The sequence below is a fragment of the Paenibacillus sp. FSL H3-0333 genome (genome assembly GCF_038002805.1).
Taxonomy (GTDB): Bacteria; Bacillota; Bacilli; order Paenibacillales; family Paenibacillaceae; genus Paenibacillus_AQ; species Paenibacillus_AQ silagei.
Window position 1 is genome coordinate 3,540,315 of sequence record NZ_JBBODG010000001.1, and the last position, 13,642, is coordinate 3,553,956.

General features: G+C 38.3%; 11 protein-coding genes. 10 read left to right on the forward strand and 1 reads right to left on the reverse strand.

Features of this window, described 5'->3' with window-relative positions; all coding sequences use genetic code 11:
• The first annotated feature begins 410 nt into the window (after window positions 1–410).
• A complete protein-coding gene (locus MHH78_RS15500) occupies window positions 411–1,271 on the forward strand; it encodes a DUF1648 domain-containing protein (protein ID WP_341167921.1) in 861 nt (286 codons plus the stop codon).
• A 119-nt stretch (window positions 1,272–1,390) separates the two neighbouring features.
• Here the strand turns inward: MHH78_RS15500 and MHH78_RS15505 are convergent, their stop codons facing one another.
• Complete coding sequence (locus tag MHH78_RS15505) at window positions 1,391–1,738, reverse strand: GyrI-like domain-containing protein (protein WP_341167922.1); 348 nt, start codon at window positions 1,736–1,738, stop codon at window positions 1,391–1,393.
• 75 nt (window positions 1,739–1,813) lie between these two features.
• On the opposite strand from MHH78_RS15505, the gene MHH78_RS15510 reads away from it, so the two are divergent.
• From MHH78_RS15510 to MHH78_RS15550, 9 genes are all read left to right on the forward strand, one after another.
• Window positions 1,814–2,734: a helix-turn-helix transcriptional regulator gene (locus MHH78_RS15510; RefSeq protein WP_341167923.1), complete on the forward strand. Its 921-nt coding sequence runs from the start codon at window positions 1,814–1,816 to the stop codon at window positions 2,732–2,734.
• Window positions 2,735–2,827: 93 nt separating this feature from the next.
• Window positions 2,828–3,475 carry a hypothetical protein gene (locus MHH78_RS15515; protein ID WP_341167924.1) on the forward strand — a complete coding sequence of 216 codons (648 nt, stop codon included), beginning with the start codon at window positions 2,828–2,830 and terminating at the stop codon, window positions 3,473–3,475.
• Between the two features lie 100 nt (window positions 3,476–3,575).
• Window positions 3,576–4,292: a HEAT repeat domain-containing protein gene (locus tag MHH78_RS15520; protein WP_341167925.1), complete on the forward strand. Its 717-nt coding sequence runs from the start codon at window positions 3,576–3,578 to the stop codon at window positions 4,290–4,292.
• A 195-nt stretch (window positions 4,293–4,487) separates the two neighbouring features.
• On the forward strand, window positions 4,488–5,882 hold the full coding sequence (locus MHH78_RS15525; RefSeq protein WP_341167926.1) for an ADP-ribosylglycohydrolase family protein: 1,395 nt from the start codon (window positions 4,488–4,490) through the stop codon (window positions 5,880–5,882).
• Window positions 5,883–5,918: 36 nt separating this feature from the next.
• On the forward strand, window positions 5,919–6,665 hold the full coding sequence (locus MHH78_RS15530) for a GNAT family N-acetyltransferase (RefSeq protein WP_341167927.1): 747 nt from the start codon (window positions 5,919–5,921) through the stop codon (window positions 6,663–6,665).
• Between the two features lie 331 nt (window positions 6,666–6,996).
• On the forward strand, window positions 6,997–8,226 hold the full coding sequence (locus MHH78_RS15535) for a hypothetical protein (protein WP_341167928.1): 1,230 nt from the start codon (window positions 6,997–6,999) through the stop codon (window positions 8,224–8,226).
• 21 nt (window positions 8,227–8,247) lie between these two features.
• Window positions 8,248–8,841 carry a hypothetical protein gene (locus tag MHH78_RS15540; RefSeq protein WP_341167929.1) on the forward strand — a complete coding sequence of 198 codons (594 nt, stop codon included), beginning with the start codon at window positions 8,248–8,250 and terminating at the stop codon, window positions 8,839–8,841.
• A 20-nt stretch (window positions 8,842–8,861) separates the two neighbouring features.
• Entirely contained in the window at window positions 8,862–11,741 is a 2,880-nt protein-coding gene (locus tag MHH78_RS15545; protein WP_341167930.1) for an ATP-binding protein, read from the forward strand.
• A gap of 2 nt (window positions 11,742–11,743) precedes the next feature.
• Entirely contained in the window at window positions 11,744–13,618 is a 1,875-nt protein-coding gene (locus MHH78_RS15550) for a serine/threonine-protein kinase (RefSeq protein WP_341167931.1), read from the forward strand.
• Window positions 13,619–13,642 lie beyond the last annotated feature (24 nt).

Sequence of the window (13,642 nt, forward strand, 5' to 3'; positions counted from 1 at the left end):
GGAGGGTTTTTAGTACTGTCATATTGATAATGTTAAGAAATTGAAGGTGGCATCCATAATGAAAGTTAAGATCCTATTTATATTATTGACAGTTTGATTAACAGATGCCATAGAAGCAACAGTAAAATCGGGTTACGGATATATCTATAGCTTAACTAATGATCAAATGATGAAGGCGATCAATGAAGGGAAACAAGATCCTGCTTATATCGGTGAAGACTTCAAATTGCCTGTATTATCATCGACCAGCAACGGCGGTACATTTGAATACATGGGCGTATTTATTAATACACCTTACAACCCGCTTATTTGAAAGTATATGAAAAAAGTAATCCGGAAAAGTATGCTGAGTATAAGATCGTTTTCGAGGATTATGTGAAATAATATCCATGTAGAATGAGGTGAACGATATGACGATACTGCCTGTTATAATATTTATCCTAGTGTTTGTACCTTCCATTGTACTCATCGTGAGTATGCCGTATTTAACAAAAGAAACGATTAGTTTCGGAGTCACCGTCAGTGCCGTACACTTCCACAGTGAGCCGCTGCGCCAGATGCGGAGGTCATATGCCAGGATTAGTGCTATTTTACATATCATCTTATTTATTGTTGGCATTCTATGCCTAATCTACAGTGATGAACATTCAAAGCAAGTCAGTTGGATCATTATCACCTATTCACTCGCCATGCTCGTAATCTCGCTGGTTATTAACTTTAGGTATTATTTGAAAATGAAAAGCGTACTGCCTACGCTATCTGCTGCTCCCGAATCTTCGATCATGGAACCTGGATTGCGGAAAGGAAATGTTGGCCTGCCCAGTCATTGGTTCCTCATTCATGCTGTTATTATTGTGGTTAGTATTGTAACAGTGCTGCGCAACTATGATCTGATTCCTGACCAGCTTCCGGTCCATTTCAACGGCAGTTGGACCGTAGACCGCTATGTAGATAAATCTTATAGTATCGTGTTTATACCTACGATCATGCAGGTGTTAGGAATCCTTCTGTTCATATATGAATATTGGAAAATGCACAGAGGGAAGCAGCAGGTTAAAGAAGACGTAACTTACCGCCGTGCCTGGTCCAATTTTATGATTACAGCAAGCTTCTTGTTCGTTATCCTTTTATCCGTCGTGCAGCTAAATATGATGTCTCTGCTTAACATTAATTTTGTTATCCCCGTTGTCCTAAGCATAATAGCCTTTATCATCCTATACGCCTGCACCTTAACGTTCTGGAATGGTCAGCTCGAAAGCCGCAACACCTAATTAATGGTGAGCGCTGGATCAGCCACGCCTCAAATTCTGAGTGCTGCTGATCCAACGCGCTACAACGCAACGAAGCTGCTTTTACCTACAGCCTAACGTTATTTCCTCTAGCTTAATTCTCAATCCGCCTTCCGCTTTGTCACCGGCACCCATACTTCAACTTCGGCATCCATTGGGTTGCCATTGGTTAGTACCTCCGCGATCGGGTGTCCGGTATACACATACTCATAGTTATCGTTCAGGATACTACCGAATGCCTCATCCTCCAGCCGGTCAAACGCAAGGCGCGACAATCCGCCCTGACCGGACAACACCAGATACTCTCCTCCCGGAAAAAGCACTTCAACCGCAGTATCCGGCTGGGGTCTGGGCGACTGAACGCCTGCAATATACAGGATCTTTCCATCCTCCTGGGCAATCGCGGCGAAGCCGTAGGGGCTTTCGGACAGAGGACGCAGGGAGGCCATGAAGCCGTTCTCCAGCATAATCTACCAACTGTGACACCTGTATGGCATACTTGATTAGAGGTGGTCATGATGAAAATGGATCGCTTGATTGCGCTCATTATGATCCTGCTGGAGCATGAGCAGATTAGTGCGCGCGAGTTAGCGGAGCGTCTCGAGGTCAGCAGAAGAACGATTTACCGCGATATTGATACGCTGAACAGATCCGGCCTGCCGATCTATACGCTTATGGGGGCGTGGGGCGGTGTCGGACTGATGAAGTCCTACAAAGTCGGCAAAACCTTATTCACCCCGCAAGAAATCCAGAACCTGCAAAATGGGATGCAGAGCTACAAGCAGCTTTTTGGGAGACGGGAAATGGTGTATGCAGCGGAGAAGCTGAATGCTCTCTACCCGGACAATGCTGAGGGCCAGCCGAATGCGCCGTTCGTCATGGATCTGTCCTTGAATCGGGGGAATGAATCGCTGCGCAGCCTGTTCGGGATGATCGAGACGGCGATGAATGAGCACGCTGTGCTGGCTTTTGCGTATACGGATGCGTGGGGACAGAGCAGTGAACGGTGGGTGGAGCCGTATCAGGTGGTTTTCAAGGAGAGTAGCTGGTACTTGCAGGCTTATTGTCTGGATAAGCAGGACTACCGCATCTTCAAGCTGGCCAGAATGAGCGGTCTCCAGGTAACGAAGGAGCAGTTCGTTCCAAAAGCGTTCACCCCTCTCCCCATGGACGGAGGAGATTGGTTAAGCCAGGACTGGGTGGAGGTTACGATTCGGCTGGACCGCTCCGTCATGGATCGGGTAATCGAACGGTTCGGTGCCGACCATATCCTGCGGGTGGATAAACACCACTGCTGGGCCAAGTATCCCATTATTGCAAATGAATATGGCTACGACCGGCTGCTTGCTTTTGGAGATAAATGTGAAGTGCTGGGTCCGCCCGAGATACGGAATGGGTTCAAGGCATATGTGCGGGGGATTATGAGGAAGTATGAGGGGGATTAGCAGTGTAGATTGGTGAGCGTGGCGGGATGAGATTTTTACACATGAAGGTGAATTAAGTTGAACTGGAGGATGCGGATGATGGGGGATGCCGGGATGGCAGAGAAGAAGGTTGGAGCGAGCGATTATCTGTCTTTAGCATTGTATGCGTTTGCAGGGTTTGGTCTTGAAGTGGTATTGTTGATGATATTACCATCCGTCTTGGGGGTGAAAAGTTCTGATTATACGCTCCTTCATCAATGTATCCACTGGGGAATTACCTGCTTGTTGTGGGGGAGTATGGCCGTATTTCTGATCAGGCTCTCCAAGCGGAAACACGATTTTGACATCATGAGGTTGAACGCTACACCGGACTCCCGGGGATGGTTGCTCGCGATTGTGGTTTCAGTGATCGCCATTGCATCGACAACTATAGTATGGGAAGGCATTAAGCCGGTTCAGGAATACAAGGATGCGGTGAGGTTCATTTTTCAGAATGTTTATTACTTGTTTGAAGCTGCGCTAATCTTGCTGACGATTGCGTTTGGTCAAAAGTTCGGTGAAGTGCTTTTCAAAAGAGACGGTCTGCCCTACGGCGGGACGTTCCTCGCACTCACTTGGGGCCTCATCCACATTCTGCTCCAGGGCGGACCGACGGGTGCTTATGCATTCTTTATGTCACTACTTTACGGAACGATATACATATTGTTGAGAAAGAATGTGCGGTATTCGTATCTGGTGATTGCGGTTGTGTTTATTTTGTGAGGCGGGATTGGGGAGGGGCTAGGGTGAATGAAATGAAGTATTCTATTTGGATTGAAAGTGACACTAGGTTGTGAAAAACTATTTTATGAGGAGTAGTCGCATGTTTACAGATCTTATTCACAGACTTGGCCTTTCATTGCCTGTTGCATTAGTTGAGGAGTTGGAGCTGCACAAGGAGAAACAAAAGGATCAAAACTACTTTTTGAGATTAATGGAAGCTGACGAAATTGTTGAATTAGTTGATTATATGTCCAAAATAGAGGCTTATCGGGATATGATTCCTTTGTGGAGTGACGATCATTCAAACTATATTGGCTTGTACGTACAAGGCGCATGCAAATACAGGATATGTTATATCGATCATGAGGAAACGGATGTATCTCCGGCCTTCAGAAGTATACGTTCATTTATAACGAAAATCGAAGAATATCCTGATCTGGATTGGCGTGATTTGAATAAAGACTATCCAGCAGAATTTGAAGTTAGTCAAACTGAAATGAATGAAGACCTCGCTTGTATTGACGAGTTGAATCGAATGATAAGCTCTGACCAACTTATAAGCGATGATATTCGCTGTCAGTATATTTTTTCGATTATGGCATTAACGCCAAAAGGAAATCTTAATTCCATCATAAAATATCTAGACGATGAAGATATGTTTGTTCAAGAAAGAGCATGTGAGATTATTGGATTTCATACTTATATACCAGCTAAGGAAAAGCTGGTGAAGATCTCCAAAAACGGAATGCATAATGGGAAAATAGCAGCCAAAAGAGCATTAGAAAGGATAAGGGAAGACCGAAAAAATGAAATTTAAAAGTTCTGAATTGCTCTGTAAATCGACTCGAACTACTAGGAAATAGAATACACAAAAGTGATTTTTAAATGAGATAAGAACTAGAATTATTGAATTTATTAAGGAGATTCAAGCAATAAACAGTGAACTATTGAAATCTGTTTATTTTTCTAAGTTGCTGGGGTTTTGTGACAATCAGAATAAAGGAGATACAACATGCTGCCATCACTAACGTTTCTGAAACATCAATTAGAGGGAGTTCTGCGTAATAAATTTGCACAGGGGCATCAAACCTCCGGTTTTTTGGCCCGGTTGGAACAGCTTCCGGCAAGCTATGATGCTTATCTGGAATTCGCCCATAGCTTGGCTGACATTCCAATGCGGGACAATTGGCCCTACTATGAGCCGGATGAGTTGGAGGAGATATGGCGGGAATGCGACCCGGATAGACCTTTAGGCCAGATCGGAGTCTTGAATCTGAAGGACAGCGCCAAGCGTGTAGAGGCAGGCTTCCTCGCTTCAGTCTGTGGTTCAATGCTGGGCAAGCCGATTGAGGTCAATCCCAGTTTGTCGGAGTTACGTCAAGCGTTAACCGCTGTAGGGGAATGGCCGCTGAATGATTATATTTCTGAAAAAGCTCTCCATGCGTTGGATCGTCGTCACTGGTCCTGGTTTGAAACGGCGCGGGGGCGGATTCGCTATGTGGCACCTGATGATGATATCAACTACACCTTAATGGGAATGATGGCGTTAGAGCAATTCGGCGAAGGTTTTACGAAAAGGAACCTAAGAGATTTATGGATAAATCATCTCCCGATAAGTACAACATGGGGGCCGGAGAGGGCCATCCTGGTTCGTTCGGGGATTAGCTATTTGGAGCATGACCGGGAATTATTCAATCATTCGGAAATAGAGGCTTGGCCCGACTTCCTGGTGCAAGATACAGAATTATGCGGGGCGGCGATTCGTGCAGATGCTTACGGCTATGCATGCCCTGGTCAACCTGCGCTTGCGGCCGAGCTGGCTTGGCGTGATGCCAGTTTTACACATCGCCGGACGGGGATTTATGCCACGATGTTCATTGCCGCTGCAATTGCTGCCGCACATGTGCTGCGCGATCGGCTTGAAATCATAAGAACTGCACTGCAATTCGTCCCTAGAAGGAGCCGATTCTATGAGATTACTGCGGATTGTCTTCAGATCGTAGCGAATGCAGATAACTGGCTGGAAGCTTATCAGGGCATTCATCAGAAGTACGCGAATCATTCCCACTGTCAGGTGTACCAGGAAATCGGCACCTTGATCAATACATTTCGCTTCGCAGAGAATGCTGGTGACGGGATATGCAAACAGGTCATGCAAGGCAACGATACCGACAGCTTCGGAGCAACAGCAGGCTCGCTGCTTGGTGTGTATTTCGGCCCGGACAGCTTGGATACGAGATGGCTTGAGCCTTTCCAGGACCGGATTCATACAGGCTTATCTTATTTTCATAAGCAACAACTCTCCCGCTTGGCTGAGCGCATAGGACGTTTGCCAGAGCTGTTGCATACCGGTCAGCAACGGATCCAACCTAGCGAGCTCTATGTGAATGAGAATTTGGGGATTTGAATTGATTTGGAGGGTAGGGGAGAGGATCAGGAGTATATGGAAAATATTGTACGGCAGGTTATTCATGAATGGAATCCATACAGCTTATTACCAGAAGCACCTATAGATGAGTTTGATTCTGAAATTGAAAAAGTCGTCCAATCCTTAACAGTTGCTTCTACAGTCGAAGAACTGGCAAGAAGCATACAAAAAATATTCTCTTCCAGTTTTGGTGAACTCTTTGGGTATGAGAATTGCTTTCATGTGGCTAAAAAGATATGGGAGCATTCGCTTGAAGATATGAAGATGCCTGCAAATATTGAAATTGTTACTTTAACTCACGCAAACGCATATCATTCAAGAAGTTTATTCTGTGGCTATAACAACTCTTCGTCTAATGGTGTAGACACAAAGGCAACTTCAATCGAGGAGCTGGAGCAGAGTGGTCAGGTCATAAAAAGGATTCTGGATGCTGATCTAGCAATTTGCTATTTGGCCAAATTTGAGTCACATTATGCGGGATTTATTATCTGCACCTGGGGGATTTCAGTTTCGACTGGGCACCGGGTATTACGAATAGATGGATTATATGTAGCATCTGAATTTAGAAATAAAGGAATTGCAAAAACATTAATGAATCAGGTCGTTGATTTGGCAAATGAAAAAAAGGCAACCCGTATACAGCTTGAGACCTATGCGGATAATATTCCGGCCAGCAGCTTATATGTAAGTTTTGGTTTTGAAAAAATTCATGGCAAAGAAGTGTATATGCTTTTTTGCAAGTGGACAGATACTGCTTTGTAATGTGCGGGAATGCACATAAGGTTATCTTTTATATTTATCCGGTATTGAATTGAAGCAATGGTGCCAACGAACAAAAAGCTCATGGGGTCCGCCACTGGAGCGAGTTGTGTATAATCGGGAAGGGAATCGGGGGGATTTGACGGTTTTTTATAGGTAGAAATTAATTGAAGCAAATATAAGAAAACAATTAACCCTCTGAAAAAAATTAGAGGGTTTTGCATGGAGGAATTTAGTTTTTTTGGCATGGTAGTGGAAAACTTTGTCGAATTATTATTTTTAAAGATTATTCTCAAGTATAACTCATATAGAACATTAAGTAGGGAGAATTAGTATGAACAAATTAAGTACTTCAAATTCAGAGAAGGACTACAATCTACCCCATACGGATATTATTAAAGCAAAAGAAATAGAAAAATATCATGAATTATTTCGACTATTTATAACTCGTGATAAAGAAAAAATAACACTGTGCTTAGCCGCTGTTAGGACTTTAGCTAGAGAAACAGATGGAATATTCTCTAAAGAAGAAATGGATCAAGTATTAGGTTATCTGAATACTGATACTCGCAACCAAGTCATAAAAACAATTGTTAAATATGGGTGGATCATTAGCAATGGAGTAAGATATCAATTTCCTGAAAGAACACGTTATATGTTAATGTTCTTATTCACGGTATTTGTTGGAGAAGTAGATAGTTTTAATCGTGAAATTGCTCTTTCTTTGGCCGTTAACGATTTGGATGAGATTGTCGGAGTTGACGAAGAAACATCCGCAGAAAGCTTGCAAATAGCTTTTGGTACATTGAGAAGAATTAAAACTGAATTTATTAATTGTCTGGAGCAACGCTCACCAGTGGAAGGGAGAAATTTACTTATCAAAGGTAAAGACTTTCATGAAACTATAGGGAATATAGAGGATAGATTAAAAAAAATAAATAGGAACTCTTATCATTATACTCAAACCACAGAAGTAAGAGGGATTTTGGCAGAAATAATGAGATTAAGTCAAGAGTTACATGAATTCATCCAGCAAGATATACAGGCTAATGCTCGTTCTTTTGGGCAATATTTAACTCCAGAACAGGTAGAAGAATTTCTTCATGAAGCTCCGTTAGATTTATTAGCAGGATTAATTCAAAAGAACTATTCTTCCCCGCGTAAACCAAGTTTTTTAAGCCGTGAAGAATTAAACCGAAAAGCTGTGAACTACTTAGAGAACAAATCTGAAAAACAGGAACTATCTCCACCACCACCTATAACTGAAATTGTAGAAAGACGTTATGAAGAAACAAACTTTGAAGGTGCTAGTAATTTGTTTCATAAAGAAATAATGTCTAAATTAATGTCGGATTCCGTAATTCCATTACATGATGTCGTAATAAAAAATAATTATGGTGAAACTGTATTTCGCACCGGTTTATTAACTACTTTGAAAAATGATTTAAGTGGCACCAGTGAGGACTTGTTTGATATAAATTTGAAAGATTACATACTTGAAATTAATGAAGGATTTATAAAAAATATAACGGAAGGAGATATTAGACTTAATAATAAACCTTAAGTTTAGAGAGGAGAAAATTGAATGACTATTATTGATATAGAAGATGAAGCTAAAGCAATCTGTACGCGTTTATATTACGGTTGGGTTGATAAGCAAGAACTACCGAGTTTGGCAAATGATTCTTTATTGTATAGAACAGTTCAAGATAAACTTGCTTGGATAGGTTTTGATCTTATCGATCGACCAGAATGTCCATGGTATGTAATAAGAGTTAAACAGGAATATGATAGTTTTACACAATTCAGGAAACGAAACCAATCATTAAAGGGCTCTCATTTAGCTTTAATTCTTATATTGTATGCTAAATTGCTTCTCCCAAAAAGAGTAGGGCAAGTGAATATAAGTCAAACACTTGATATCTCATTTGAAGAAATATATGAAAAGTTTCGGTATAAATTTGCTCGTTCGCTCAAAATACCAACTTCTAAACAAAGAATGGAAAATATTCTTAGTTTACTAGTTAATCAAGGATATTTGATTAAAAAACGGGCTGAAAATGTTTACTTGGCTGGGCCATCAATGTTTATGTTACATGATGATTTATTATCGGATTTAGCAAAGGCTAGTTTAGAAACATTATTCGGATTCAATGGAAATAATGATAAAACTATATAATAATTACTGGGGGAACTGCCTTGATAACGATAAAAGAATTTAATACAGCATATTGGGGCCGCATTGGAACAGTTGCTACTCCTTATCAATTTCATAATAAAGTAAACGCTTTTGTTGGTGCTTCTGGGAGCGGTAAAACTACTTTGATGGATGCGCTTCGAATTGCGCTAGGAGATGCCAAATTTGAATATAATCGTGCAATGGACCATTATATAAATAAAAATTCAAATTGGTCTGTTGTTCAAGTTTCATTTTGGAATAGTGAGGTTCAAGGAAGACCATTTCTAGCTTTAGGATTTACTGAACCTGTAGTTACTGTTTGTGTAAGGCTAGATCGTTCTTCAGGGGACTGTAAACGTGAGTATTATATGTTCGATGGTTCTTTTTATGATATTACTAACTTAGGACAAAATCCTAAAGCGTATCTATTGAATAAAGTTAAGTACGGAGAATATTTACAAAAATTAGACACTATAGGATTGACATATTCGTTTAGGAAATTAATGTTAATGAAGCCTGAGGATGTACAAAATGTTGTTGGAATGGATTCGAATCGTTTATTTCAACTTATATTTGACATTAAAGGACAGAAGAGTATACAGGCAGATCATGATTTTACTTCAGAAAAATTAAAAGAAGTAAAAAACTTAGAACTTCAAAGTTTTGAGGATTTATCTAATGCAAAAAAAATGCTTAATGAATTTGAAAGCCAAAAGATTAAATTTGAAGAAAATGAAACTCGTAAAATTAATTTTGAAAAAATGAAATTGTTATTTTTGAAAAAAAAGTATTGGAATAATAAAAATGAGCTTGAGCGGCAACAAAAACTAATGATTGAAGAAGAGTTGAAACTAAAAAATTTAGAGACTAGTAAAGTTGATTTGAATGAAAGAATACTATCTCTGCAAAATAGACTATTACAAGAGAAACAAGAGGAACTGAAAATAAAAGACACAATAAATTCTGCATATGAAAATGTTAGGATTAAAGAAAGTGAAAATGGAAGTTTAGAGCATTCTCTCAAAAAACTTTCTTCTGAAATTGAGCATACAGAATGTATAGCATTGGAGGATATGGGTTTATTAAAAGAAAAGCTTGTTGCGGTCGAAGTTAGTTTGCAGAGTGTGAATTTCAATTATAAAACGCTTGAGAAAAATATAAAGGAATTAGTAAACGAGCTTGAACCACTAAAAAAAGGTGATAGTGCATTTCCTAGATGGGTCATACAATTTAAGCATGCATTAGAACATGAAAAAGTGCCCTACTTAATTTTAGCAGATAATATTTCAATAAAACCTGATTTTATAAAATGGATTTCTGCAATTGAAGCATATTTAGGACGTGAAAGATATAGAATAGTGACTTCAGAGGAATTCCATCTTCAAGCTAAAAAAATTCAAGAGGAAAGTGAGTATGGGGCTCGTGTCTCTAACCACCGATCTAGCAAGCAGTTAATAAAAAACCGAAAATCACACGGAAATTTTATTGCTTTAAGAAATGCAATTGAAGTAACAAATGAGAGTGAGATTGGTGGATATTTAGATTATTTAAATGATATTTACTTGGTTGAAAGTGTGGAAGAAGGACATCAACTCTCACAAGAAGGGTATAAAAGCCTAACTCAAAAAGGGTTGCTTCAAGACCAAGATGGTGGGTTGTTTTTAAAAGCTAGAGAAATGGTTTGTGGACATTTTGCTAGAGAAAAATACAAAAAGTTGATCGAAGAGGAACTCGAGAGTTTATCTATTAAATTAATATCTGTACAAAATGAAAAAATAGAACTTGAGCAACAGGAAAAAAAAATTTCCGAGCGGATCGATGATCAGGTACGTTTATTTAAGTTACCTCAATTGCTAAATGAAAATGAAATTTTAATAAAAGATCTTGCTAAAATTAAAATAGAATTGGAATCAGCCAATAAAAATTATCAAGAAGCAAATGAACTTAGAGATGGGATATTACATTTAATTAAGGAATTAGAAAAAGAACTCGTTCAAAAAGTGTCGGAAAAGGTAGCTCTTAAAAAAGAAATTATTGATGTAGGTGGATCAATAAATGGATATAGAGGGAGTATTGGGGTTTGTAAAAATATTCTAAGTAAGTCGATTGTTGATTTGCAAGATTTAGATTTCGATGATCATGCAATATCTTTCATTGATATTGAGATAATTCAAGATAATATTTTTTTGAGAGATGATGGGACTGAATGGAATTTTGAAGAATTAGAGAAAACTGTAAAGATTATTACTGAAGATATAGAAGATTTTGAAAAAAACAATAAAATCGATCAGGGAATTATTGCGATGGTTGAACCACAAAGAAGGAGAGTGGATTCTTTAAACAAAACTTATGATTTAGCTAAAGAAGATCGCGAAAAGTGGGAGACACAATTAGCATTAGCAGAAATAGCTTTGAAAAATCACGTTCAAGAAACAATGTCTCAGTATATAGATGAGTTTAAGTCAATGGCTGAATTATTAGGTGCAAAAGGCGAAGGGAAATTCCAGCAAGAAGGGCCAAGTTATTTGAACTGGAAAATTCAAATGAAGATAGGATTTGATGGGAAAGAGTTAGTAGATTATGATGATCCTGAGTTTTCATCAGGCCAACGTGCAGCAATTAGTATTATGTTACTTCTTGCTGCAGTTAGTAATCAAAAAGAAGGAACCCAAAATAGTCTTATGTTTCTGGATGAGCCTACTTCACGTGTAGATGATGCTCGAGCAAATGAAATCGGAACTATACTGCAAAAATCAAATATTCAATATTTTATTACACATCAAGTATCTGAGAGCTTAAAGTCAATTGACTGGATTAACCATGCATTTGTTACATCAAAACTTAGGTCTGGACAGAAATTTGCGGATAATCCTATTTTCGAATCAAGAAGGGAGAATTAAGGATGGACAAGAGTAAATTGAATCTTTTTTTTGCAATTGATGAAAATCATCCGGGCATACAAACAGAAAAAACTTTTAAGGAATATCCTTTTCCTGTGAAAATGATGGCATTTGGTCGTTTTTTTAATGGAATAGATGAGACTCTTAACAAGCCGCATGGTAAAAAAATATTAATGGAAAATATAGTGAAGATTCTTTCTAAAGGTCAGAAACAATATAAATCTTTTATTAATAATATTTTGAAAAAATTCACGTGGCCTGAATTAAGCGATGCTTTAGAAATTCTTTTAGTGGATGGTATAATACAAGTTACTTTTAAGAACCAACGTCCGAGGAAAGGTAATGAGTGGATGCCATCTTTTATTCATCTTGACCCCAGAGCAATTGATTTCCTTTCAAAGAACAAGCCTGATATTACATTTGAGCTTGGTTTGATAAGGAGTTTAGCAAACCAGTTATTATCTAATTCATCTGCTGCTATAAGATCAACCATTATTGGTTTTCTTGAAAATGGAGCTATTACAGATGATTTAGGCACACCTATTGCTGATCTTACATCATTAGAAAAATTTAAATCAATTATTTTGGGTATTTCATATTATTTTAATTTTAAAGAGAGAGGAGAGACAGTTCCATTACGCTATATATCAATTCAAATTTGGCGTCAGCCTAAAGTATTAGCTAAATATAAAAATGAAATCGCACTTTTATCATCTATTACATTGGAAGAGTTGGATTTGATTCTCCTTCCAGACATCAACAATAGTTTGAATTATTCTTTAGTAGCTATTTCATCGATAGAGGAATTAAACCAAGAACTTATTCAATTATCAAAGTTGATAGAGTATGAAAAAAAAGAGAGTTTAGTATTAAGAAGTTTAGAAGAGATAGAAAGATGTAAAGACTCTCTCATGGAACAAATAGGAAGTTTATTTGATGATTCTACATTGCTTCAAGAATTTTTAGTATTATATAACACTTTGAAAAAGGAACTTGAAGAAAGAGAATTTTTAAATTTAAAGCTAATAACCATAAAAGAAATTAAACAGACACTTAGTACCATAAAAAATTACTTACTAAGGATAGATATTATAAAATTTAAATTTGAGTTGATTGTTTTGGAAATAATAGGTGGAGGAGCATTTTCACGAGTTTTTAAAGTATTTGATCCCCAATTAAATGAATTTCTAGCTTGTAAAGTGCTTTTTCCAAGAAGCTATTTTATACAGGTGTATGGTAACGACGGAGATGAGTACATACAACGTTTTAAAAGGGAAGTTCGATTGCTAACTAAAGAATTGAAGCACAAAAATATCGTTAATGTAGATACAATTCATATGGAGAGTTCACCTTTCTGGTTCACTATGCCATTAGCTACATGTTCATTGCATGATTGGATGAAAAACAACCGTGATGCATTGGAGGAAGAAAGGATTGAAATATTCAAACAAATAATATCAGGAGTAAAATATCTACATGGAAAAGGGAAATTTCATCGAGATTTAGCGCCGAAAAATATTTTGCTTTATCAGACAGAGAGCGAATTAAATGTGAGGATCGCTGATTTCGGGTTAGCAAAAGATCCCGAATCTCTTTCGCTTTTCACTGGTAAATCAAAGCGTGATTATGGACATGAAGATTATACTGATCCTGAACAATTAAATAGTCTGGCTGATTCTTCAAATTTATCAGATATTTATTCACTTGGAGCATTACTATATAACTTGCTAAGTAACAAGCCCCCTAAAAAGAGAAAGTACGTCAGAGTAAAATGCCAAAAAGTAATAACGAAGGCAATGGATATAAGGAAGAGTCGATATCAATCGGTATCAGAATTTGAAGAGGATTTGTCTGAATTCTACCCCGTATTTATGTAACTTTCATAATGAATTCATTTGGGC